General features: G+C 36.0%; 21 protein-coding genes, 7 tRNA genes and 1 other RNA gene. 16 read left to right on the top strand and 13 right to left on the bottom strand.

The genetic code is table 11. The features are described from left to right. Nucleotides 1-115: 115 nt before the first annotated feature. The 4 genes from coaE to ruvB are packed head-to-tail and all read right to left on the bottom strand — an operon-like array spanning nt 116 to nt 3,296. Nucleotides 116-745: a dephospho-CoA kinase gene (gene coaE, locus ACR1PO_RS05820; RefSeq protein WP_332385693.1), complete on the bottom strand. Its 630-nt coding sequence runs from the start codon at nt 743-745 to the stop codon at nt 116-118. A 9-nt stretch (nt 746-754) separates the two neighbouring features. Then, nucleotides 755-1,621, bottom strand: a complete 867-nt coding sequence (locus tag ACR1PO_RS05825; RefSeq protein ID WP_433986155.1) for an MBL fold metallo-hydrolase — start codon at nt 1,619-1,621, stop codon at nt 755-757. 13 nt (nt 1,622-1,634) lie between these two features. After that, nucleotides 1,635-2,246 carry an FMN-binding negative transcriptional regulator gene (locus ACR1PO_RS05830; protein WP_433986156.1) on the bottom strand — a complete coding sequence of 204 codons (612 nt, stop codon included), beginning with the start codon at nt 2,244-2,246 and terminating at the stop codon, nt 1,635-1,637. 27 nt (nt 2,247-2,273) lie between these two features. Further along, nucleotides 2,274-3,296 carry a Holliday junction branch migration DNA helicase RuvB gene (gene ruvB, locus ACR1PO_RS05835; protein WP_002976338.1) on the bottom strand — a complete coding sequence of 341 codons (1,023 nt, stop codon included), beginning with the start codon at nt 3,294-3,296 and terminating at the stop codon, nt 2,274-2,276. A 261-nt stretch (nt 3,297-3,557) separates the two neighbouring features. Here ruvB and hutI point away from each other — a divergent pair, with 261 nt between their 5' ends. From hutI to ACR1PO_RS05850, 3 genes are all read left to right on the top strand, one after another. Further along, the gene (gene hutI / locus ACR1PO_RS05840) at nt 3,558-4,781 is read left to right on the top strand and encodes an imidazolonepropionase (RefSeq protein ID WP_433986157.1); all 1,224 of its coding nucleotides are present in this window, start codon (nt 3,558-3,560) and stop codon (nt 4,779-4,781) included. 89 nt (nt 4,782-4,870) lie between these two features. Beyond that, nucleotides 4,871-5,791: a formimidoylglutamase gene (gene hutG, locus ACR1PO_RS05845; protein WP_433986158.1), complete on the top strand. Its 921-nt coding sequence runs from the start codon at nt 4,871-4,873 to the stop codon at nt 5,789-5,791. A 138-nt stretch (nt 5,792-5,929) separates the two neighbouring features. Further along, nucleotides 5,930-7,222 (top strand): aldehyde dehydrogenase family protein, encoded by a 1,293-nt coding sequence (locus ACR1PO_RS05850; RefSeq protein WP_433986159.1) that lies wholly within the window; start codon nt 5,930-5,932, stop codon nt 7,220-7,222. Between the two features lie 183 nt (nt 7,223-7,405). Here ACR1PO_RS05850 and pyk read toward each other — a convergent pair whose 3' ends face one another. From pyk to ACR1PO_RS05885, 7 genes are all read right to left on the bottom strand, one after another. Next, nucleotides 7,406-8,851: a pyruvate kinase gene (gene pyk, locus ACR1PO_RS05855; RefSeq protein WP_433986160.1), complete on the bottom strand. Its 1,446-nt coding sequence runs from the start codon at nt 8,849-8,851 to the stop codon at nt 7,406-7,408. Then, nucleotides 8,844-9,317, bottom strand: a complete 474-nt coding sequence (locus ACR1PO_RS05860; protein ID WP_002976347.1) for an IPExxxVDY family protein — start codon at nt 9,315-9,317, stop codon at nt 8,844-8,846. The genes pyk and ACR1PO_RS05860 overlap by 8 nt, the downstream gene beginning before the upstream one ends. Beyond that, the gene (gene rnc, locus ACR1PO_RS05865) at nt 9,295-10,059 is read right to left on the bottom strand and encodes a ribonuclease III (RefSeq protein WP_126652449.1); all 765 of its coding nucleotides are present in this window, start codon (nt 10,057-10,059) and stop codon (nt 9,295-9,297) included. Before rnc ends, ACR1PO_RS05860 begins: the two co-directional genes overlap by 23 nt. Nucleotides 10,060-10,068: 9 nt before the next feature. Further along, nucleotides 10,069-11,313, bottom strand: a complete 1,245-nt coding sequence (gene fabF / locus ACR1PO_RS05870) for a beta-ketoacyl-ACP synthase II (protein WP_002976350.1) — start codon at nt 11,311-11,313, stop codon at nt 10,069-10,071. Nucleotides 11,314-11,348: 35 nt separating this feature from the next. Next, nucleotides 11,349-11,588, bottom strand: coding sequence for an acyl carrier protein (locus ACR1PO_RS05875; RefSeq protein WP_002976354.1), 240 nt, complete (start codon nt 11,586-11,588; stop codon nt 11,349-11,351). A 520-nt stretch (nt 11,589-12,108) separates the two neighbouring features. Next, a complete protein-coding gene (locus ACR1PO_RS05880; RefSeq protein WP_433986161.1) occupies nt 12,109-13,506 on the bottom strand; it encodes an RES family NAD+ phosphorylase in 1,398 nt (465 codons plus the stop codon). Nucleotides 13,507-13,543: 37 nt separating this feature from the next. Continuing rightward, a complete protein-coding gene (locus ACR1PO_RS05885) occupies nt 13,544-14,194 on the bottom strand; it encodes a hypothetical protein (RefSeq protein ID WP_433986162.1) in 651 nt (216 codons plus the stop codon). 286 nt (nt 14,195-14,480) lie between these two features. On the opposite strand from ACR1PO_RS05885, the gene ACR1PO_RS05890 reads away from it, so the two are divergent. Further along, nucleotides 14,481-15,443: a hypothetical protein gene (locus ACR1PO_RS05890; protein ID WP_433986163.1), complete on the top strand. Its 963-nt coding sequence runs from the start codon at nt 14,481-14,483 to the stop codon at nt 15,441-15,443. Between the two features lie 239 nt (nt 15,444-15,682). On the opposite strand, the gene ACR1PO_RS05895 is transcribed toward ACR1PO_RS05890, so the two are convergent. Both ACR1PO_RS05895 and ssrA read right to left on the bottom strand, forming a co-directional pair. Beyond that, nucleotides 15,683-16,300 carry a hypothetical protein gene (locus ACR1PO_RS05895; protein ID WP_433986164.1) on the bottom strand — a complete coding sequence of 206 codons (618 nt, stop codon included), beginning with the start codon at nt 16,298-16,300 and terminating at the stop codon, nt 15,683-15,685. Nucleotides 16,301-16,601: 301 nt separating this feature from the next. Beyond that, nucleotides 16,602-17,004: a transfer-messenger RNA gene (ssrA, locus tag ACR1PO_RS05900) on the bottom strand. 269 nt (nt 17,005-17,273) lie between these two features. Here ssrA and rpsU point away from each other — a divergent pair. From rpsU to ACR1PO_RS05960, 12 genes are all read left to right on the top strand, one after another. Continuing rightward, nucleotides 17,274-17,471 (top strand): 30S ribosomal protein S21, encoded by a 198-nt coding sequence (gene rpsU, locus ACR1PO_RS05905; protein WP_002976389.1) that lies wholly within the window; start codon nt 17,274-17,276, stop codon nt 17,469-17,471. A 79-nt stretch (nt 17,472-17,550) separates the two neighbouring features. Next, nucleotides 17,551-18,438, top strand: a complete 888-nt coding sequence (locus tag ACR1PO_RS05910) for a tyrosine-type recombinase/integrase (protein WP_433986504.1) — start codon at nt 17,551-17,553, stop codon at nt 18,436-18,438. Further along, nucleotides 18,435-18,725 (top strand): HPF/RaiA family ribosome-associated protein, encoded by a 291-nt coding sequence (locus ACR1PO_RS05915; RefSeq protein WP_002976393.1) that lies wholly within the window; start codon nt 18,435-18,437, stop codon nt 18,723-18,725. The genes ACR1PO_RS05910 and ACR1PO_RS05915 overlap by 4 nt, the downstream gene beginning before the upstream one ends. Nucleotides 18,726-18,834: 109 nt before the next feature. Continuing rightward, nucleotides 18,835-18,908, top strand: a tRNA-Thr gene (locus tag ACR1PO_RS05920). Between the two features lie 18 nt (nt 18,909-18,926). Then, nucleotides 18,927-19,007, top strand: a tRNA-Tyr gene (locus ACR1PO_RS05925). An 88-nt stretch (nt 19,008-19,095) separates the two neighbouring features. Continuing rightward, nucleotides 19,096-19,168: transfer RNA gene (locus ACR1PO_RS05930), tRNA-Gly, on the top strand. 88 nt (nt 19,169-19,256) lie between these two features. Then, nucleotides 19,257-19,330: transfer RNA gene (locus ACR1PO_RS05935), tRNA-Thr, on the top strand. 19 nt (nt 19,331-19,349) lie between these two features. Beyond that, nucleotides 19,350-19,430 (top strand) — tRNA-Tyr (locus ACR1PO_RS05940). A gap of 85 nt (nt 19,431-19,515) precedes the next feature. Beyond that, nucleotides 19,516-19,588, top strand: a tRNA-Gly gene (locus tag ACR1PO_RS05945). 42 nt (nt 19,589-19,630) lie between these two features. Further along, nucleotides 19,631-19,702 (top strand) — tRNA-Thr (locus ACR1PO_RS05950). A 231-nt stretch (nt 19,703-19,933) separates the two neighbouring features. Next, a complete protein-coding gene (locus ACR1PO_RS05955; protein ID WP_332385711.1) occupies nt 19,934-20,614 on the top strand; it encodes a response regulator transcription factor in 681 nt (226 codons plus the stop codon). After that, nucleotides 20,615-21,979, top strand: a complete 1,365-nt coding sequence (locus ACR1PO_RS05960) for a HAMP domain-containing sensor histidine kinase (RefSeq protein ID WP_433986165.1) — start codon at nt 20,615-20,617, stop codon at nt 21,977-21,979. Nucleotides 21,980-22,014: the final 35 nt, after the last annotated feature.

A 22,014-nucleotide genomic window follows, 5' to 3' on the forward strand; every position in this document is an offset into this window, starting at 1 on the left:
TTTCAAATAGAATAAGCCTCCATTTCTGGAGGCTTTTTTTGTGGCGGATTCTCTTATCCACATAAATTGTTTTAGCGAAAAAAAAACTCGTTAGAAGCTTCTAACGAGTTTTTTTTTATTCAATACCGAAGATTACTTTTTCGGTCTGTTCCTTTAATTCTTCCAGATTGGTGTTATTGTAAATGATGCAATCTGCCATTTTAATTTTATCCCTTTCAGGCATTTGTTTTTCCATGACTGCTTCTACCTCACGGTAGGTCTTGTTGTCTCTGTCCATTACTCTTTTGATTCTGATATTATCCTCAGCGGTTACCAAAAGAGATTTATAGCATTGTCTGTTCAGTTTGAGTTCAAAGAGAAGAGCTGTTTCTTTGAAAACTAAATATTTGCTTTGTTGATTTACCCAGTTTTCAAAATCAATTCTTACCGCAGGATGAATGATTTCATTTAATTGTTGAAGCAGATCTCTGTTATTAAAAACTTTATCCGCAACAAATTTTCTGTCATACAATCCGTTTTCATCGTAAGCATCTTCACCAAGAAGGTCCTTGATTTTTATTTTCAGTTCTTCACTTTCATTGACAATAGCTTTGGCCCTGTCATCAGAGTAATACACCGGAAAACCGAATTCCTCTATAAAATGAGCCACTGTAGTTTTTCCGGAGCCTATTCCGCCGGTTAAACCTATGATCTTGGGTGCTGGTTCAGGCTCTGTCTGCTGTGTTTCTGAATGTAATTCTTCCATAATTAAAAATTAATATCCAAAAACATCATTAAAGCTGAACGTCTCATCAAGTCTTACCCCTTTATCGGTCATTTTTAAACTTGCAAGTTCATTGTGGGCATCGTGTTCAAAGAACAATAAATATTCATTATCTACACACTGCTTAAGGAATTTTCCTTTTTCTTCCAGTGTTAAAAGAGGTCTGGTATCATATCCCATCACATATACCTGGTTGATATGACCTGCCGTAGGAATAAGGTCAGCTGCAAAAACAACCGTTTTTTCCTGGTACTGAATTACCGGAAGCATTTGCTTTTCCGTGTGGCCGTCTACAAAGATCACATCCATTTTAAGATCCGGTGCAAAACCGTAGTTTCCGGTGGTAGGAAGAGGTAAAAAGTTAAGCCGTCCGCTTTCCTGCATCGGCATAATGTTTTCCTTCAGGAAGCTTGCTTTTTCTCTTGGATTAGGTTCTGTTGCCCATTGCCAGTGGTTTTCATTAGTCCAGAAGTTGGCATTTTTAAAAGCAGGTCTGTACCCGGTTCTGTCATCGTTCCATTCTATAGCTCCACCACAGTGGTCGAAGTGGAGGTGTGTAAGGAACACATCTGTAATGTCTTCCTTTACAAAGCCGTATTTTTTAAGATTTTTATCAAGGGTATCATCTCCCCAAAGAGAGTAGTGACCGAAAAATTTGTCATCCTGTTTATTCCCAAGACCGCAGTCTACAAGGATCAGTTTTTTTCCGTCTTCAATGAGCAGGGAACGGGTTCCCAATTCGATCAGGTTTTTTTCGTCTGCCGGGTTGGTTTTTTCCCACAGACTCTTCGGGACGACTCCGAACATGGCACCGCCGTCCAGTTTAAATTTTCCACATTGTATCGGATATAGCTTCATATGTATATTTTGATTATTTTTTTATTACTTTCATTTTCTCCGCAATTTTTCTTGCGTTATCATCAGATTGCCCAAGCTGTATGATGATATTGTTAAAATCATTCTCTTTTCTGTTCTGAGAAAGTTTTTGTTTGATAAATATCTCAGTTGGGATGATCTTAATCCCAAAAGCTCCCTTCATTTCCTTTTCTACAAACTCTCTTCCCATATCTTTCACCATCATCGGACATTGCTGGAAACTTTCATATTTGAACGTTAATTTATCCAAATGGGCATACAGTTCATCATGATCCATTATTTCAACTTTTCCGCGAATCTGTACTGCTTCATAATTCCAGGTGGAAACATTAATATGATCATACCAGCTGCTGGATATATAAGTGTGAGCTCCCAAAAAGTCACAAAGAACTTCATCTCCGTTTTTTAAGGTTTTTGCCTGAGGATTAGCCCTTGAAATATGGGTTTCAATATAACCATTTTCAGGATCATCTTCATTGAGCATCATCATTGAATGGGTTGCTCTTATCTTGTCAACAGAAGAGATCAGTAAAGCAAAAGAGTTTTCTCTGATGATCTCTCTCATCAAATTATAATCTTCACTTTTGTATAATTTAGGGATAAACATAAATTAATCAATTCTTGAATTTTAAACTTAAAATAGCTCTCCCGGGTTTTTAGGTCTTGTAATATTCAGATGTCTGTAGGCTTTGTCCGTAACTTCTCTTCCTCTCGGTGTCCGGATAATAAATCCTTCCTGAATCAGAAACGGCTCGTAAACCTCTTCTAATGTTTCCGGATTTTCACCAATGGATGTTGCCAGGGCAGAAATACCAACAGGCTTTCCTTTAAAATTTTCAATCATAACACGCATGATCTTATTGTCCATCTCATCCAGACCAAATTCATCTACATTCAGAGAGTCCAGTGCATATTTAGTGATCTTAATCTCAATTTCACCATTTCCTTTAATTTCAGCAAAGTCACGAACCCTTCTGAGCAGGGCATTGGCAATCCTTGGAGTTCCGCGGCTTCTTCTTGCAATCTCAATGGCTGCATCTTCATAAATGATGACTCCCAGAACCCTCGCACTTCTCTGAATGATCATTGACAAGAGCTCAATAGAATAATATTCCAGCCTGCTTTGGATCCCGAATCGGGCAAGCATTGGCTTGGTAAGCATACCACTTCTTGTAGTAGCTCCTACCAAAGTAAAAGGATTTAATCCAATCTGTACGCTTCTGGCATTGGGACCTGTCTCCAGCATAATATCAATCTTGTAGTCTTCCATTGCAGAATACAGATATTCCTCTACAACAGGAGAAAGACGGTGTATCTCATCAATGAAAAGCACATCATTTTCTTCCAGATTGGTCAATAAACCGGCTAAACTTCCGGGTTTATCCAATACAGGACCGGAAGTAATCTTGCAGTTTACTCCCAGTTCATTGGCAATAATATTGGCTAAAGTAGTTTTTCCAAGGCCCGGCGGGCCATGCAGTAAAACATGATCCAGTGCTCCGCCACGCCTTTTCGCAGCAGTAACAAAGACCTCAAGGTTCTCCAGCGTTTTTCTCTGTCCCGCAAAATCTTTAAAGCTCTGGGGACGGATCTGCTCTTCCTGCATCAGCTCCTCTCGTGAGTAGTTTTCCTTATCTGGATGTAAAAAATCTGGCATTAATTCATTTCATTTACCTCAAAGATAGCAAATTTAGACTAAGATTAAAGGGCAGATTGAGAAAAGGTTTGGATTGAAGCCAAGGTTCAGGCTAAGGTTAAAAATGAGAAGACCTAAGATTTAAATAATTGGGATATTTTAAGTATTTTTGAGAGAAGAAATTATTAATAAAAAATTAATAAAATTTTGAATGTTTAGCAGAAAGGTACTGATTGTAAAATGAGTAAATCTCAATCTAAGCATTACATTAACTTTAAACTAATGAAATTAATAGGACCATTCAGGCAGGTGGTAACACTTGCTGACCTTCCTTTAAGAGGAAAAATTTCCGATGAACAGCTGGAAATTATTGTAGACGGAGGAATAATAGTAGATCAGAATACCATTCTTAAGGTTGGAAATTTTGAAGCATTAAAAACAGAAAATCCTGCCATAGAAATGGAGCAGATTGAAGGAGACCAGGTCGTTCTTCCTGCTTTTGTAGATTCTCATACCCATATTTGTTTCGGAGGAAACCGTGCCAATGATTTTGCCATGCGTAATGCAGGTAAAACTTATCTGGAGATTGCAGAAAGCGGCGGTGGAATCTGGAGTTCTGTACAGCACACAAGAAATGCGTCTGAAGGAGAACTGCTGAAAACCTTAGCAGAAAGAATCAACTTTTTGATGGGTTTGGGAATTACCACAATTGAAGTAAAGAGCGGTTATGGCCTGGATGTGGAAAACGAACTGAAAATGCTTAGGATCATTAAAAAAGCTCAGAATGAAACCAAGGCAACTTTGGTTCCCACATGTCTTTCCGCCCACTTAAAACCAAGAGATTTTGAAGGAAGCAATCCTGAATATCTTGAATATATTCTTACTGAAATTTTACCAAAAGTAAAAGAGGAAGGATTGGCAAACCGGGTAGATATTTTTATTGAAAAATCTGCATTTCAGCCTGAAGAAAGTAAGGAATTCTTACTTAAAGCAAAAGAACTGGGCTTTGAAATTACGGTTCATGCGGATCAGTTTACTCCCGGAAGCTCTAGAATTGCAGTAGAAGTAGGAGCGAAGTCTGCAGACCATCTGGAAGCAACCATTGATGAAGATATTCAATTCCTCGCAGAGTCTGACACTGTAGCAACAGCTCTTCCCGGAGCGAGCCTGGGATTAGGGGAGAAGTTTACTCCTGCAAGAAAATTATTGGACGCAGGCGCTATTGTAGCCATTGCTAGTGACTGGAATCCCGGATCTGCACCTATGGGAAATTTAGTTACTCAGGCTTCTATTCTGGCCACTTTTCAGAAGCTTACAACGGCTGAAGTATTAGCAGGAATGACTTTCCGTGCTGCATATGCATTGAATCTTAAAGATAGAGGGCAGCTGCAGGCAGGCAAGAAGGCGGATTTTGTCACTTTTAAAACAAACAACTTCCAGAATATACTGTATAATCAGGGTAGTTTAAAAGCTGAGAAAGTGTATATTGATGGAAATCTGATATAAAAATTATAAATTAACCATATTTGTTCTTCAGGCAGCCGGTTCCCAATGTCTGCTGAATGAAGAACAGACAATAGGCAAATGACTGAATAATGAATAATATTTGGCAAGGCAGATTGGACGGAGAAGAACTTCTCTATCACAGGATATTTCAAAGAGTAAAGGAAGAGCGTAATTATGATAACATTTCTACAGGTGATTTTGCATTGCATGGTTTTGCTGTAGATGAAGGTGTCAGAAGAAATAAAGGCCGTCAGGGCGCTAAAGATGCTCCCGATGTCATCAGAAAAAACATGTCTAATTTTCCTGTAATCCTTCCGGATTTTTCAATGCTGGATTTTGGAAATGTCACCTGTGAAAACGGCAATCTGGAAAGTACACAAAATGATCTTGCTAAAAATGTTTCAAAAGTACTTTTAAAAGGCGGAAAATCCCTTGTGCTGGGTGGAGGACATGAAGTCACTTATGCCCATTATTTGGGGGTTAAAACAGCTTTCCCGGAACAAAAAATCGGGATCATCAACATTGATGCCCATTTTGACAACAGACAGCCTGAAAAAGGAGTCGGGCCAAGTTCCGGAACCGGATTCTGGCAGATTGCTCAGGAGGGACCGATCAATTCTCTGCATATTGGAATTCAGAGAAACTCAAATACGCTGAAACTTTTTGATACGGCTCATCAATACAGGATGAAGTACATCCTGGCAGATGAATTGTTTTTTGAAAATCTTCCTTCCATTTACCAGCGTATTGATGATTTGCTGGACAATGTGGATTTTGCCTATCTTACTATCTGTATGGACGTTTTTAATGCATCAGTTGCTCCCGGAGTTTCCGCTGCAGCGTATAATGGTATCTTTGCAGATACAACCTTCATGCATTTTTACAGGCATATCTTAAAAAACAAAAAACTGGTTGCACTGGATGTCGCAGAAGTGAATCCTTCTTTTGATATTCAGGACAGAACCGCAAGGCTGGCAGCATGTCTTGTGAATGAATGGCTAATGATTTAAGGCAAAGCTATATTCTTCCGATAGAGAAAATCATTATTTTATTGACCCCTAAGGAATGAAATTTGCTGATTTCACCGTGCTTTTAAAATAAAAGCACCTATAAATTCATTAGCTGAATTTAAAACAGAAATTTATATTATGGAACAATTAATTGAAAGCAAGCTTATTAAAGCAGATAAAGCGTTTTCAGTGTGGAGAAAAGTGCCGTTTGAGGAAAGGCAGAAGTTAATTGCAAAAGCAGCGGAGATTTTAAAGAATAATTCGGAGAAATTTGGAAGGATCATTACAACAGAAATGAATAAGCCCATCTCGGAATCGATTGCTGAAGTGGAAAAGTGTGCATTAATGATGAATTATTATGCAGCTGCAGAAAATATATTAAAGCCTGAAAAAGTAGAATCTGAATTTGCTTACTCTGAAGTTCATTATGCTCCGAAAGGTGTGATTTTAGGAGTAATGCCCTGGAACTTTCCTTTCTGGCAGGTACTGAGATTCGCTATTCCTGCAATTCTGGCTGGAAATACAGTGGTTTTAAAGCATGCATCAATTTGTTTCGGAAGCGGAAATGCTATTGAAGATGTTCTTTTGGAAGCTGGCTTCCCCGAAGGGATTTTCCAGAATCTTGAAGTGGGGCACAAGGCTGTAAAAGAAATCCTTGAGCATGACACTGTAAAAGGAGTGAGCCTGACAGGTAGCGGAAAAGCAGGTGGGGAAGTAGCTTCAATAGCAGGTTTAAATATCAAGAAATCTTTACTTGAACTGGGAGGAAGTGATTCTTTTATCATTTTTGACGATGCTGATCTGGAAGAAGCGGCAAAAGCCGGAGCAAAATCAAGGCTTCAAAATTGCGGGCAAACCTGTACTGCGGCTAAAAGATTCATCATTGATGAAAAAATTGAAGATCAGTTTTTACCTGTTTTCATTGAGGAATATAAAAAGTATGAGATTGGGGATCCTTTAGATAAAGAAACGAAATTAGCCGGAATGGCAAGACCTGATCTGGCAGATGAGCTGGAAGCCCAGTTCAACAGAGCACTGGAAAATGGTGCAGAGATTATTATTCCTTTGGAAAGGATTTCAGAGAATGAATTTAAACCAGGTTTGATCAGAGTTCAGGAAGGAAATCCGATCTTAAAAGAGGAACTTTTCGGACCGCTTGGTATGGTTATGACTGCAAAGAATGAGGAAGAAGCTTTACAAATGGCCAATGATATTCCTTTCGGACTTTCCAATTCTGTTTGGACCAAAAATAAAGAACGTCAGTTATTCTTTATTGAAAACCTTGAATCAGGAACGGTCAACATCAACAGAATGACAAGCTCTGATCCGCGTTTTCCGTTTGGGGGAACAAAAGCTTCAGGATATGGAACAGAATTGTCTCTATTAGCTTTGAAAGAATTCGTAACAGCTAAAACAATTGTAGGTAATTAAAATATATTGGGATGTCATTCCGAGCAACCGGAATCCGGAGATTCTTCACTTCACCCCGTTCGTTCAGAATGACAAACTGTCTTTTATAAGTTAACAGTATACCTTACACTATAAATAAAAACTCCCGGAAATTAATTCCCGGGAGTTTTTTATGCTTTTACAAAAAGTAATTTTGCTTATTGCTTATACTGTAGTCAATCTCAATGTATTGGTTTTTCCACCTTCATATGATGGAGTAGCATTGATGTTGATTACAAAGTCTCCTGTTTCAATATAACCATAGTTATGAGTCAGCATATTTACCTGGATGATTGTTTCATCTGTAGACTTTTTCATATCATAATAATAGGCGTGAACACCCCAAAGCAGGTTCAGCATTGTGATCACTCTTCTGTTACCACTGTATACAATGATGTGTGAGTTGGGTCTGTGTGCTGCAAGCTGGAAAGCCGTATATCCCGAATGGGTAAGTGTTACGATAGCAGAAACGTTTGTTGTTTTAGCAATTCTTACCGCCGCAAGACAAACCCTGTTTGTAATGAATCTTTCATCAATACAGTTATAATCTTTTTCGATAGGCTCATTTTTATGTTGATAGAAATGAGTGGTTTCGATATTCTTTACAATTTTAGCCATGTTTTCCACAACCTGTACCGGATATCTACCTACAGAAGTTTCTCCTGAAAGCATTACGGCATCTGCTCCATCCAATACAGAGTTAGCTACGTCATTTACTTCCGCTCTGGTTGGCGTTAAGCTGTTGATCATCGTTTCCATCATCTGGGTAGCGATGATTACCGGCTTGGAGAAGAATCTTGCTTTTTCTACCAGGTTTTTCTGGATCGCAGGAACTTCTTCCATCGGAACTTCTACACCAAGGTCACCACGTGCAACCATTAATCCGTCACACTCAACAAGGATTTCTTCAATATTTTTAACCCCTTCAGGTTTTTCAATCTTCGCAATAATCGGAGTCTTGAATTTACCATTCGGATGGCTTGCAATTAATTCTTTCAGGTCAATGATATCCTGAGCATGGCGCACAAAAGAAAGAGCGATCCAGTCTACTTCCATGTCAAGCATGAAATTAGCATCCTGAATATCCTTTTCTGTCAGTGCAGGAAGAGATACCTGTGTATTAGGAAGGTTAACTCCTTTTTTGGAACTTAGAGGTCCCCCCTGAATGGTTTTAGCTTTTACAGTATCCTTTTCATTGGTTTCGGTAACTTCCAGTACCAGCTTCCCGTCATCGATAAGGATTCTTTCCCCTACTTTTACGTCCTGTGGAAACTGTTGATAAGTCATGTATACCTTTGTAGAATCTCCTTCCATCTTTTCATTGGTGAAAGTAAGAATATCACCCGGGTTCAGGTAAGATCCTTCCTTTACGACACCTACTCTCAGCTTAGGACCCTGAAGGTCTCCCAAAATACCCACTGAATAACCATACTCGCTGTTTAGCTCTCTAATTATTTCAATATTTTTTCGGACTAAGTCGTAATCTGCATGGGAAAAATTTATTCTGAAAATATCAACACCCGCTTTCATTAAATCTAACATTACCTCCTTTGACGATGAAGCAGGCCCTAGTGTTGCGATAATTTTTGTCTTCTTTAAATACTTATTCATAATACTGGATAATTTGATAAAGTTCCTCTTCAGAACTCAGTGTATAATCTTGAATTGGAAACACAAGATTTTCAGGGAGCAAAATTACGGAAAAATCAGGAAACTGTTCCGAACTATGCAAAATATATTCTACATCTACCTGATTATTTAATAAAAATTTAATGTTTTCTTCTTCTGTAAAGAGTTCTGTCTGAATTTTTTTTTGCTTACTTTCAGAAGATTTATTTGAAATGAAGGTAAAACAGGTCTTTGTAGACTTGTGATAAGCCTCAAATCTTGGAAAAAAATAATCATAATACCCTCCGTGAAAGACAAGATCTTTCTTTCTTGAAAAACAGAGGTTGTTGGTTTGATTTATTTTATAGAAAAACTCATGAGCGGGTATATCTTTTGCTAATCTTACCAGTCCTATGGCAATATCTTCAAATTCTATATCATCAAGATCATAAAGTTTTTGAATTTCCAAGTATATTTTCTTTTTTGTTTAAAATATAAAATGCCCTCTGTGCTGCCTTTTCCTCTGCCTTCTTTTTGGAAGTCTCTGTTGCGTTAGCAATTTTCTCTTCTCCCAGCCACACGTGGCACCTGAATACGACAGATTTATTGGCCTGTATTTCCTCACAGGTTTCGTACTTTATATTGACCTTCTTTTTTTGACTCCATTCGAGCAGAAGACCTTTATAGCTTACAATTTTATTTTCCAGCTTATTGATCTCGGAAGGAGTCAGCAATTTTTCCAAAATAATCCTTTTGCAGGCATCATAATGGAAGTCTAAATAAACGGCACCTATTAAGGCTTCGAATAAATTTCCGGAGATATTCTCTCCCAAAGCTGAAGAACTGTTTTGCTTTTGCAAAAGGCTGGTAAGCTTGAGATCTTCTCCTAGTTTATTGAGGTTTTTCCTATTAACAATCTTAGATTTCATTTGTGTCAGGTATCCTTCATTAGCCTGAGGATAGGTCTGGAACAAATGACAAGAAATAATTGTACCCAAAACAGAATCTCCCAAAAATTCAAGTCTTTCGTAATTGCTGTCTTGATTTTTAGAAGAATTTTTCAAAGAAAAAGCTTCACGGTAAAGAGCAATATTCTGTACCTCTGTACCCAGCACTTTTTTAAGTTCGGTACTGAGAAAATAATCTCTCTCCGTTAATTGTCTTTTTCTTTTTTTGAGAAGGAATTTAGAAAAGTATTTCTGTAACTCCATTCATTGAATTTAGATTTTCTTAAATAGAACGCAAGCGTTGTGCCCGCCAAATCCAAAAGTATTGCTCATGGCTACTTTTACATCTTTCTTTACAGCGGTGTTAAACGTAAAGTTTAATCGGCTGTCAATGTTTTCATCATCAGTAAAATGGTTGATGGTAGGAGGAACAGTACCATGAATAATAGTTCCCAATGCAGCGATAGCTTCAATAACTCCTGCCGCTCCTAAAAGGTGGCCGGTCATTGATTTTGTAGAATTAATCTGAATATCATACGCATGCTCGCCTAATAATTTCGAAATTGCATTGGATTCTGCGATGTCTCCTAATGGAGTAGAAGTACCATGCATGTTGATATGATCTACTTCATCAGCAGTTAAGCCTGCATCTTCCAAACAGTTTTTCATTACCAGATAAGCGCCAAGACCTTCAGGATGTGGAGCAGTCATGTGATGTGCATCAGCACTCAGACCTCCTCCCAGTAATTCCGCATAAATTGTAGCACCACGTTTTACGGCGTGCTCGTATTCTTCAAGAACGATACATCCTGCCCCTTCACCTAGCACAAATCCATCTCTGTCTTTGTCGAAAGGTCTTGAAGCTGTTTTGGGATCGTCATTTCTTGTAGAAAGTGCCATCATTGCGTTGAATCCACCGACACCACTTGCTGTAACGGCTGCTTCAGAGCCTCCGCACACAATCACGTCTGCTTTTCCTAACTGGATCAGCATTTTGGAATCAATTATAGCATTTGCTGAAGAGGCACATGCAGATACAGTAGTATAATTAGGTCCGTGGAAACCATATTCAATTGAAATGTGTCCAGGAGTGATATCCGCAATCATTTTTGGGATAAAGAAAGGGTTGAATCTCGGAATTTCCGTATTGGCCCATCCTAACACTTCAGTTTCAAAAGTCTCTAATCCTCCGATTCCGGAACCCCAGATTACACCGACTCTGTTTTTATCCACATTGTCTTCAATAATTCCGGAATGCGCTACTGCTTCTCTTGCAGCAACAAGTCCCAATTGAGTATTTCGGTCCATTTTCTTAGCCTCTTTCTTATCGAAATGCTGTAGCGGATCGAAGTTTTTTACCTCGCAAGCGAACTTTGTTTTAAAGTTTGTGGCATCAAAAAGAGTAATCGGAGCGGCACCGCTCTCACCTTTCACAAGATTTTCCCAGTATTCTTTTGCATTATTTCCTATTGGTGTTATTGCTCCAAATCCGGTTACAACTACTCTTTTTAATTCCATAAACTTTGTTTAATTTCTTTTTTTGTTGAAGAATATTATTTATTTACTACTTCTTCGATGTAAGCGATAGCGTGTCCTACAGTAGTAATTTTTTCAGCTTGGTCATCAGGGATCTGAATGTTAAATTCTTTTTCAAATTCCATGATTAACTCAACTGTATCTAGTGAATCAGCTCCTAAATCGTTAGTGAAGCTAGCTTCAGGAGTTACTTCTGTTTCTTCAACGTCAAGCTTATCAGCGATGATAGCTTTTACTCTTGATGCAATGTCTGACATAGTAAATTATTTTTTTAATTGTTAGATGGTGCAAATATATAAAATTCTTTACGATAAAACATTTTTTTAGTCTTTTTTGTGGACCAGAAGGTTTTATTTTGGGTTGTGGAGTTTTAGTCTTTTAGTTTTCAGCAGGTTATATTTGTTGCCTGAAGATGAATGTAAAATCAATATTTAGAAAGACTGGAAGAGTCCCGGAATGATATGCTTTCAATTTCCATCTTATGGACTTCAGTTTTTAGAATGTCATCTTGCAATTAACTACTTATTCAGCTAAATAGGTTTTTATTTTTTGAAACATACTTATATAGTATATAATGCATAGAATTCTTAAATACTAAAATGTATAAAGAGTATAATTAAAAAAAACATCGAGAAATCGATGGTTTTGTGGAGTTGGAGGATATAAAACTCTTCTTTATCCGTCAGTGGTTGCACGTGTTTTTTACATTCTGCTACCACTGTTGCTACCACAATTAAATTTGATTTATATAAAAGTATAAGTATATTGGACAATAATTTAATCAAAAGGAAAATCTCCACAATCTGATCCGGTTGTATCGGTTAAATCATCAAAATCTTGTAAAATCATGTGTGAAACTGTTTGCTCTATCTTAGTATAATTAACAGCTGTTATTTTATTAACTGCAATTGATTTAATATCTAGTCTTAAACTACATTCTCTAAGATCGGTTGTAATTTTTGATTCTTTATTTGTTTCATTTTTATCTTTCTTCTCAATAATATAAAATTCTTCGTATGGATCGTCAGGATCACCAATACTGAATTCTGCCTCTAAATAATTACCGGGTTCCGGCTTAAATTCTTCGACACGGGATGACTTGTTAAATAAAACAACATTATTTCTATCAATTAAATCAACTTGAACAGATGGGAAAATTATTCCATCATATAATTCAGTCAAATAATCGGCAATTGCCTGCGTTGGAAGATATTCTAATTCCTCGTCACCAGGCATAACCGGTTGCGTTATCAAACTTGAGAAATGTGTTAGAAATGCCACTTTTTCCATTCTATTTTTATAGTTTGGATCAAATACACTCAATCTAGCAATGACTTTATTTAAAAGTTCAAAGTTTAACAGTTTTAATGGTCTGATAAGGTCGAATTGTGCAACAATAACATTGCTTCCAACCGGTGGTCTGACTTCAGCTATCGCAACTTCTTTATTAGTGGAACTATAGAATACTGAAATTCCTTTCGCATTCATTCTACCAGTAGTAGCAATTGTTGGTGGGGGAGGTCCTAATAAGTTACTTGGATTGGTTAATGTTTCAATCACTTTATCCATAGAAAAAAAAGTTCTTGCTCTATAAAGGGATTTTATTTCATTGTTAGGACCAATTGTAGTAACTACCGAAGCACCATCTCTAGTTGTTATTTGTTCAATTTCATTGAAAATGTTCTCTAATGTTTCATTTATATTTTTATTAAAAAACCGGGACTCATATTTTATGATTTTTTTAAATTGTTCCCATTGACTTAACCATCGATGGCTTGATATACTTTTAATTTCGTAATGTGTGTCAGGCCCAAAGTCTGATTCTTCACCTATTTCTGCTGCGGAATGATTATAATGTTTTTCTTGCAAGAATTCTGAAATTTCGATTGCTGCATCAGGATTGAAATCAAAATTATTAATTAAGATATCATTTACTGTTTGACCGTTCCGGTACCACCCATCTTCTTTTGACATTAATTCTTCCCAAAAATCTGGATATTCAGCAGTACGCTCATAATTTTCTAAAATAGTATATTCAACTTTATTAATTAGGTCTTTGAGAGTAAGACAATTATTTTCTTCTTCACAAAAATAGCATTCGTTAAAATCTCCTTTTATTAAAATTTCTCTATTTAAATATTCTTCACCAACGCAATCACAACAAATATATTTCATACTCGATTTATCTATTTCATATCTTAATGTACCATTATTATTGTTCTATCCATGTTCCAATGAAATCTCCGGATAAATATTTTGACATAGTTAACTCTAATCGATGGGGATTGTTAATAACTTCAATCAAAATAGGTTCAGTACCTAGCAAATAGCTATGATTTAAGATAAACTTTCCACCCTCTTCAATAATTTCATAATGTACAGCAGTGCGTAAATCGTCTTTTAATCTTAAAGTGTTTTCAGGTATAAATTCGTAATATATACCATTTGTTGACATGAATGTCTTATTTTTTATTTGAGCTTTGAGCTCGATTAGGCTTATATTATCTGAGAGATTATCTGATAATGAGAATATTATATCACCATTATCGTTAACATCTGAAATTATTGCATCCAAATCCGAAATTTTTCCCTCATAAATTAAATAACTATAGTCATCTATATTAGGAACCAAGTCTTTATAAATTTGGCGGATTTCAAATATATTCATTGTTTTTTTTAAAACGGTTCGTCCGACGATTGAATTTCCTTCTATTTTTGAGATATAAAAAAGACCGGGAATATTTTTAGCTCCTACATCCAGATCGTAATCGAATCCGTATGAATCGAATTCATATATAGTTCCTGATTTTCCTCGTAAGTCGGAACCAAAAGGTAATTTTGCTGAAAATGAGTTTATTGTCATAATTATTAATTTAGTTCTAATATACAAATAATTAATCCTAATTTAGGTATTTAAAGGATAGGTATGACCTTAAATAATTAGTATCGATGAGTATTTATTTTTATTGATAATTATTATTTATCTTTTATTTAGGAATAAAAGAGGTAAGGGATAGCAATTAAAATAATTACCCAAAAGGGTAATTGTTTTAATATTTATAAAATAAGAAATTTACACTCATAAAGATAAAACTTAAAGTTTTAGCAGAAATAATATTTAAAATCACATATTAATCAAAAAAAAGACCATGAAAATTTTAATAACCCTTTTATGCACAGCCTTCACTGTGGCGAATTTCTATTGCCAAAATAGTGACGTTTTAATTTTATCAGGTAAAATTAAATTTGGTGACATACCTTCAAAAATTACTAATGCCGTAATTTTAAGTACACAAGATGACTTAACTCAAAGATTAAATCAAAGTGGAACTCTGATTCTTAGGAATGTAGAACTAAATCTTGGCAATATTGCACAAAATGATTCATTATTTGTATTGGCAATTGATAAGTTAAAATTGGAAAATACTAAAATAATTACTAATGGAAATTCACTCGAAGTGTACGCAAATAAAATTGAATTTGATAATAGGTCAAGTATTCAATCATTCGATCAATATTTTGCAAAAAACGGCTTGAATGGAAATGAACAATATATAAATGGTACAAATGGAGATAATGGAGATAATGGTGGTTTAGTGAAATTCTTTGTACTGGATAAAATTGAAAGTTTAATTACAATTAATTTAAATGCTCAGAATGGAGGGAATGCAGGAAATGGTATGCCTGGTAAAAATGGTGTTAAAGGTAACAATGGAAGAAATGCAAGAAATGGTGATTTTGGTTCGTGCAGAAGGGGTCCGGGAAGAGGTAGTGATGGAACTAACGGAACTTCCGGGGGAAATGCGGGTAATAGTGGGAATGGCGGAAATGGAGGATTGTTTTTTGTAAATTATATTAATAAAAGCCCTTCGACTGAAAATCTTTTTAACTTAACTTCTGAAAAAGGCTTAGCAGGTGAATCAGGTGTTATTGGTATTGGGGGAAGAGGTGGTGATGGTGGGGAAAGTGGTTCAAATGCTGGAAATTGTACACATTTAAGTACGGAAAGAGGACGAGGACGAAAAGGAGTTGATGGGACTGATGGTTTAAAAGGGATTGACGGGAAATCTGGCGAATCGGGTAAATTGATTGTTCAAAAATATACTTTATAGTCTATCTATTTGCTAAATATAAATAAGTAAAGGGTTTCACAAAAGGGGGAACCTTTTTTTTGTGGAAATAAATTAACATTCTTTTGTCTTGAGAGATATACCTGAAAAAGATTAAAATAAAGTTACATAACCATATAAAAACTTTTTTAAAAGAGTTATAGATTTTTTTATATGACTTGGTATAAATCTTTAAATAAACACAGAAAATACACTCAAAAAATGTATATTTCTTCAAATGGTTAAGTGTCAATTTCTATTCTTAGATGATTAAGTAATCCAAACCACCATTTTAATATTGAATCATTGTTTATTATTCTATGAATGTTGGTCTCATCGTTTTGCCAATTACCATTCATTGCAAAATGTATCTGCTTGACATCGAAAACTTTACTTTTTTCTTCCTCTAAAAGATCAATAAAATCTTTTTTTTCAAAATCATTGGCGTACGACGTGAAAGTTTTTTCTAATTCTTGACTGGAAGTAATATGCCAGTGAGGCTGAGAATGATTTTGGTGTTCGGTGTCGTAATCGTCCCATTCTGCTCGAAATAATTGGTATTTGTCTTCATCTAATATATCACCTTGAAATACACATATTGATAAATTTAAGTGGAAATTAGTTGTGTTGGGTACGATTAATTTTTTTATTTCAAAAAACATCCAGTAGTCATTAAACCATCTGAAAACTTTAACTTTTTCCAAAGGGATTTCAAATCGATTAATAGCATAAGATGTTCCATCAGCTCGAAACACTGAAAGTTTTGGAGTCCGTGATATTTCTCGGATGTTAAAATGATCATCGAAGAACAACGTGCTTTTTTTGTTTAAATCTTCAATTAATAAATCAATATCTATCATGTTAAATTTCTGGATAAAAGAACGATAATGAGTTTTTAGATAGGTTTCTTACAAACTTATTTCCAGATGATAATTCTTTGCCGATATTAACCAATTTTAGATATGGGGGTGAATTACGAATCACATCATTATGAACATTAGGTAATGGTATATTTTTAATAAAATTATTACCTAAATCGTATTGCTACCACAGAAGTGATATTTAAAGATAATCAATGAGTGAAGATGAGAAATTAAAAACCCTCTATATCTTTGATATAAAGGGTTTTTAGTCGTCAAAAGGTTTCATAACCTTTCATTTAGGTGGAGTTGGAGGGATTCGAACCCTCGTCCAAACAAGCAATACATAAGCTTTCTACATGCTTATTCTGCTATTGGTTTTCGACGGGAAGCAGAGAGCAGACGCCCAACTTCCGGCTTATCTTCTGAGGTTTTCGTGCTTTAGCCGAAGCTTCTAAAGCCTTATTTCCGCATTCCTATATCCCAGGATCAAACGCCGCAGAACAGAGCATTTGTGGAATATCTTGCTTCCCTACTGAAATCTTCGGGAAAACGCTTGAATCTACTATACTTCGATATTAAGCTGCAAGAGCGAACTCTTCGTTGCCAGTTAAAATTCTGTAGCAAGGGATTATAGAGATCGCGCTACGGTTCTCTGCATGCTTACTTACCCATTGGTCTTGCTGTCGAAACCAGTCAACCCCATGAATAAAGTGAATGCAAAGATAGCGTTTTTTTGTTTATATTTCGTTAATATGAATGGGTTTTAATGGAAATCAGGGTTGAAATAATTCACTGAAGTCGTTAAGAATAAAAAATCGGATTGTTGCTGATAAAAATTTTATTATCTGTGAGGGCCTTTTATTACAGTATTTTTTAAAGATCCGAAGTACAGTGGTGATTGTTTACTGTAATATATTTTGTGTTCTCATAAAAAATGTCTACTTTTGCAATCCAAAATGAGATGTAAAATATGTTAATAATTCCAGTAAAAGATGGTGAATCCATCGACAGAGCTTTAAAAAAATACAAGAGAAAATTTGATAAAACAGGTACAGTTCGTCAATTAAGAGCTAGACAACAGTTTATTAAGCCTTCTGTGACTTTAAGACAAGCTAGACTAAAAGCTGCTTACAAACAAAGAACACTTAGCAAAGAAGAGCAGGCTTAAGATTTTTTCTTAACCATATATTAATTCATTTCTTAAATTCTTATATTTGAGAAATGAATTTTTATTTTTATACCCCATGATGCTGGAAAAGTTTTTAGAATACCTGGAATTCGAAAAAAGGTACTCTCCTCATACTGTCACAAGCTACAAAAAAGACCTTGAAGACTTTTCCCATTTCTTTCTCCGAACAGAATCTTCCGACAATTTAGCCAGGGCAGACAAGAAAATAATCAGAAATTTTATTGTCGAATTGAGTGAACATAATATTTCCAAGAGAAGTATCAACAGAAAACTCTCTTCTCTCCGTAGTTTTTATCTTTTTCTTTTAAAAATTGGTGAAATTAAAGTTTCTCCCGCTGAAGGGATTTCTTCCCTGAAGTTTTATGCTGAAAAACAGATACCTATGTCTAAAGAAGAAATGACAGATCTTAATGAGAGGGTTTTTGAACAGGTGCATGATGTACTTGAACAATGCATTATGGAAGTTCTTTATCAGACCGGCATGCGTAAAGCTGAACTTTGTGGCCTGATATTTGAGAATGTTGACTTATACGGAAAAGAATTAAAAATAATAGGAAAAGGGAATAAAGAAAGGGTAGTTCCCATATCCAATGAACTGGCTGAACTTCTTACAGGTTATCTTGAAATAAGAAATCCGCAGACAGAATATAAATCATATTTTTTTGTCAATAAGAAAGGGAAAAAACTCAACGAAAAATTTGTTTATGTGGTAGTTAATAAGTACCTTAGTCTTATAACAACAAAAGAAAAAAAAAGTCCTCACATCCTTCGGCATAGCTTTGCTACACACGTTTTGGATAATGGGGCGGAGATCTCCAAAGTGAAAAAAATATTAGGGCATTCCAGTCTTGCCAGTACTCAGGTCTATACGAATGCTAATATTGAACAATTGAAAAAAGTGTTTAATCAGGCTCACCCTCGAGCATCAAAAAAAGAAGAATTATGAAGATTTCAGTACAATCAATTGGTTTAACTCCACACGAACCACTAGAATCACACATCGACAAAAAAGTAAGCAAATTAGATACCTTCTATGACAAGATTCAGGAGTGTAAGGTATTCTTGAAAGTTGAAAATAATTCGGATAAAGCGAATAAAACAGCCGAGATTATTTTAGCGGTTCCGGGAGACGATATCGTAGTAAAGAAAACTACTACAAGTTTTGAAGAAAGTCTGGACCTTTGCGTTGATACTGCTAAAAAGCTATTAATCAAGAAAAAAGAAATGGCATAGGAAAAAAAGTTAAAAAAAGTTCATAAAAAATTTGAGAATTCAAAAAATCCGTTCTATATTTGCACTCGCAAAAAAGGAACAGCGATCTTTTGAATTCTTTTTTATATTTGCCTCCATAGCTCAGTTGGCCAGAGCACGTGATTTGTAATCTCGGGGTCGTGGGTTCGAATCCCTCTGGAGGCTCATAAAATATAAACTTTTGGGGAGATTCCAGAGTGGCTAAATGGGACTGACTGTAACTCAGTTGCTTCGGCTTCGTAGGTTCGAATCCTGCTCTCCCCACTTTATATTTTTATAAAAAAAACTTGCAGGATTAAATAAGTTTATTTAGTTTTGCACAGCGTTTACCAATAATTTTGGAAACAAAATTGCGGAAGTAGCTCAGTTGGTAGAGCGTCAGCCTTCCAAGCTGAATGTCGCGGGTTCGACCCCCGTCTTCCGCTCAGAAAATCACTCTTATTGTGTGATTTTTTTTTAACACTGAAATGTGTAGAGTAGAGTTTCTCAATCGCTTTCAGTCCTTATTAAAATGCCTCCATAGCTCAGTTGGCCAGAGCACGTGATTTGTAATCTCGGGGTCGTGGGTTCGAATCCCTCTGGAGGCTCATTTTAATATAAACATGAGGGGAGATTCCAGAGTGGCTAAATGGGACTGACTGTAACTCAGTTGCTTCGGCTTCGTAGGTTCGAATCCTGCTCTCCCCACATTTTATATTATAAAAAAACTTGCAGGATTAAAGAAGTTTTCTTAGTTTTGCACAGCGTTACCAATAGTTTTGGAAACAAAATTGCGGAAGTAGCTCAGTTGGTAGAGCGTCAGCCTTCCAAGCTGAATGTCGCGGGTTCGACCCCCGTCTTCCGCTCAACGAAAAATCACGCTACTCAGTGTGATTTTTTTAGTTGATGCCGACTTAGCTCAGCGGTAGAGTGCTTCCTTGGTAAGGAAGAGGTCACGGGTTCAAGTCCCGTAGTTGGCTCTCAATTTTCCCGAAGTTGTTCGGGATTTTTTTTTACCCATCAGGAAAAGAAATTACCGGTCTACCTATTTTTATCGTTAAACATCTGATGGGATAAATTCCAGAGATTACTTTCCATTCTTTCATCAGCTTTTTATTGATGAGCTGAAATGCAGGCATCATTGAAACTTTTACTTCACCTTTAGAATCACAATCATAAATTTTCTTTAAATTCGTGTAAAATAAATTTTGATGAATATCCTTTTATTGGAAGATGATCTCATTCTGTCTGCGGAGCTTTGCAGATTTTTAGAATCAAATAATTTTAACTGTGATAAGATCTACGACGGGGAGACTTTTCTCCGCCAGATAAAGAACAATGCCTATGATCTGTATCTGCTGGATATCAACGTTCCTAAAATAAACGGCCTTGATGTCTGCCAGACGATCCGTTCTTTTGATAAAAATACCCCGATCATTATCATTTCTGCTTATGGAGATATCTCTGATAAAAAAGATGCTTTCACAAGACTTGCGGATGATTATCTGGTAAAACCTTTTCAGTTTGAAGAACTTCTTTTAAGAATCAATTCACTGTTGAGAAGAAAGGCTCCTTCCGATAATGCAGATCAGGATATTCTCAGAATCGATGACCTTATTATTAACAAGACAGAGCAGAAGGTGTATCGTGGAGGAAATGAAATAACCCTTACACTAAAAGAATTCCAGCTGCTGGTTTATCTTGCCGAGGCGCAGGGAAGAACAGTTTCCAAACAGCAGATCACAGAACATGTCTGGGAACATAATTTCAATACGAATACCAATACGGTGGAAGTTTATATCAACTTTCTGAGGAAAAAGATTGATAAGGATTTTAAAATAAAACTGATCCATACCCGTTCAGGGTTCGGATACTACCTAAGTCCATTATAAATGTCTTTAAAAAGAAAGATAGCTTTAACGATCAGTATCGCCTTTTCATTGCTTTTTGGAATGGTGATGGCGGTCATTTATTTATCTTTTAATGATTTCAGACGAGATGAATTTAAAGAGCGGTTCAGGCAGAGACTTGAATTTACTTCCCATTTTATCTCAAAATCCAAAGACTTTGAAGAAGAGGCACCCGTTTTTTTTAATGAGAATTCTGATAATATTCTTTTGAATGAAAAAATCTTAATTTTCAACGAGAAAAAAGAGCTCATCTACAGTACGATCAAAGACCGGAATGTTACCTGGGACAGCGCCATGCTGAAAGAACTGGATAAAAAGAAAATCATTTATACCGAAAAAACAGTTCCGGAAATTTATGCAGCACTCAGGAATATTAATGGTGAAAATTATTATATCCTTACCAGCGCCTTTGATACCAACGGAAAATCCAAGCTGGGATACCTGAAATATCTTTTGATTACCGCTTATGTGATGAGTACAATGCTCATTGGTTTTTTCAGTTATTATTTTGTTGAAAAGTTTCTTCGTCCGCTGGAAGACCTGAACAAAGAGATCTCCGAGGTTACTGCTCATAAACTGACAACTCAGATTCCTGTTGAGCAGTCTAATGATGAAGTAAGCGTTCTTGCCAAATCTTTTAATACAATGATTGCAAGACTGGATGATGTATTTCAGTCACAAAAGGATTTTACGGCAAGTGCTTCGCATGAAATCCGGACTCCTATTACAAGAATGGCCTTTCAGCTGGAAAACTTAATAAAATTTGAAGAACACTCACCGGAAACATTATCTTCTTTAAAACAGATTCAACGGGATATCTACCAGTTGTCAGATCTTACCAATTCGCTTTTGCTGCTGACAAAGTTTGATAAAGAAAATATTCAGAGCATTTATGAAGAAGTAAGAATTGATGAAGTTATTTTTGAAGCTTTTGAGGCTGTGGAAAAAAGTTATCCACAGCTTAAACTGGATTTCCTGATTAATGAAGACAGCTCCGAAAATGCATTTCTGACGATAAATGGAATCCAGTCACTCTTGGTGATTGTCTTTATCAATCTGTTTAAAAATGCTGCCGTCTATTCGGACAATACGGAAGTAAAAGTTTTGATTACCGAAACAAATGATAACCTTTCCATTGAAGTTATTTCCCACGGTAATACTATTCCTGAAGAAGAGCAGGCTAAACTGTTTGAAGCTTTCACAAGGGGGAACAATGCCCAGAATATTGCAGGATCAGGTTTAGGTCTCAGAATTGTCAAAAGAATCCTGGAATATCATGATGCGGATATCATCTATTCTTCACCTGAAGAATATATTAACAGGTTTACCCTGTATTTTAAAAAATAAATTAAAACAGCTGATCTGAGCAGCAGTTCTTTTTG

It is taken from the genome of Chryseobacterium amylolyticum (assembly GCF_051011775.1).
In the GTDB taxonomy this organism is placed as follows: domain Bacteria; phylum Bacteroidota; class Bacteroidia; order Flavobacteriales; family Weeksellaceae; genus Chryseobacterium.

Coding starts and splice junctions, on each gene's coding strand:
- ACR1PO_RS05890 (WP_433986163.1), top strand. CDS start 14,481: ATGAAAATTTTAATAACCCTTTTATGCACAGCCTTCACTGTGGCGAAT.
- ACR1PO_RS05915 (WP_002976393.1), top strand. CDS start 18,435: ATGAAGATTTCAGTACAATCAATTGGTTTAACTCCACACGAACCACTA.
- rpsU (WP_002976389.1), top strand. CDS start 17,274: ATGTTAATAATTCCAGTAAAAGATGGTGAATCCATCGACAGAGCTTTA.
- ACR1PO_RS05960 (WP_433986165.1), top strand. CDS start 20,615: ATGTCTTTAAAAAGAAAGATAGCTTTAACGATCAGTATCGCCTTTTCA.
- hutI (WP_433986157.1), top strand. CDS start 3,558: ATGAAATTAATAGGACCATTCAGGCAGGTGGTAACACTTGCTGACCTT.
- ACR1PO_RS05875 (WP_002976354.1), bottom strand. CDS start 11,588: ATGTCAGACATTGCATCAAGAGTAAAAGCTATCATCGCTGATAAGCTT.
- ACR1PO_RS05885 (WP_433986162.1), bottom strand. CDS start 14,194: ATGACAATAAACTCATTTTCAGCAAAATTACCTTTTGGTTCCGACTTA.
- coaE (WP_332385693.1), bottom strand. CDS start 745: ATGGAAGAATTACATTCAGAAACACAGCAGACAGAGCCTGAACCAGCA.
- ACR1PO_RS05830 (WP_433986156.1), bottom strand. CDS start 2,246: ATGTTTATCCCTAAATTATACAAAAGTGAAGATTATAATTTGATGAGA.
- ACR1PO_RS05895 (WP_433986164.1), bottom strand. CDS start 16,300: ATGATAGATATTGATTTATTAATTGAAGATTTAAACAAAAAAAGCACG.
- hutG (WP_433986158.1), top strand. CDS start 4,871: ATGAATAATATTTGGCAAGGCAGATTGGACGGAGAAGAACTTCTCTAT.
- ACR1PO_RS05850 (WP_433986159.1), top strand. CDS start 5,930: ATGGAACAATTAATTGAAAGCAAGCTTATTAAAGCAGATAAAGCGTTT.
- pyk (WP_433986160.1), bottom strand. CDS start 8,851: ATGAATAAGTATTTAAAGAAGACAAAAATTATCGCAACACTAGGGCCT.
- rnc (WP_126652449.1), bottom strand. CDS start 10,059: ATGGAGTTACAGAAATACTTTTCTAAATTCCTTCTCAAAAAAAGAAAA.
- ACR1PO_RS05880 (WP_433986161.1), bottom strand. CDS start 13,506: ATGAAATATATTTGTTGTGATTGCGTTGGTGAAGAATATTTAAATAGA.
- ACR1PO_RS05910 (WP_433986504.1), top strand. CDS start 17,551: ATGCTGGAAAAGTTTTTAGAATACCTGGAATTCGAAAAAAGGTACTCT.
- fabF (WP_002976350.1), bottom strand. CDS start 11,313: ATGGAATTAAAAAGAGTAGTTGTAACCGGATTTGGAGCAATAACACCA.
- ruvB (WP_002976338.1), bottom strand. CDS start 3,296: ATGCCAGATTTTTTACATCCAGATAAGGAAAACTACTCACGAGAGGAG.
- ACR1PO_RS05825 (WP_433986155.1), bottom strand. CDS start 1,621: ATGAAGCTATATCCGATACAATGTGGAAAATTTAAACTGGACGGCGGT.
- ACR1PO_RS05955 (WP_332385711.1), top strand. CDS start 19,934: ATGAATATCCTTTTATTGGAAGATGATCTCATTCTGTCTGCGGAGCTT.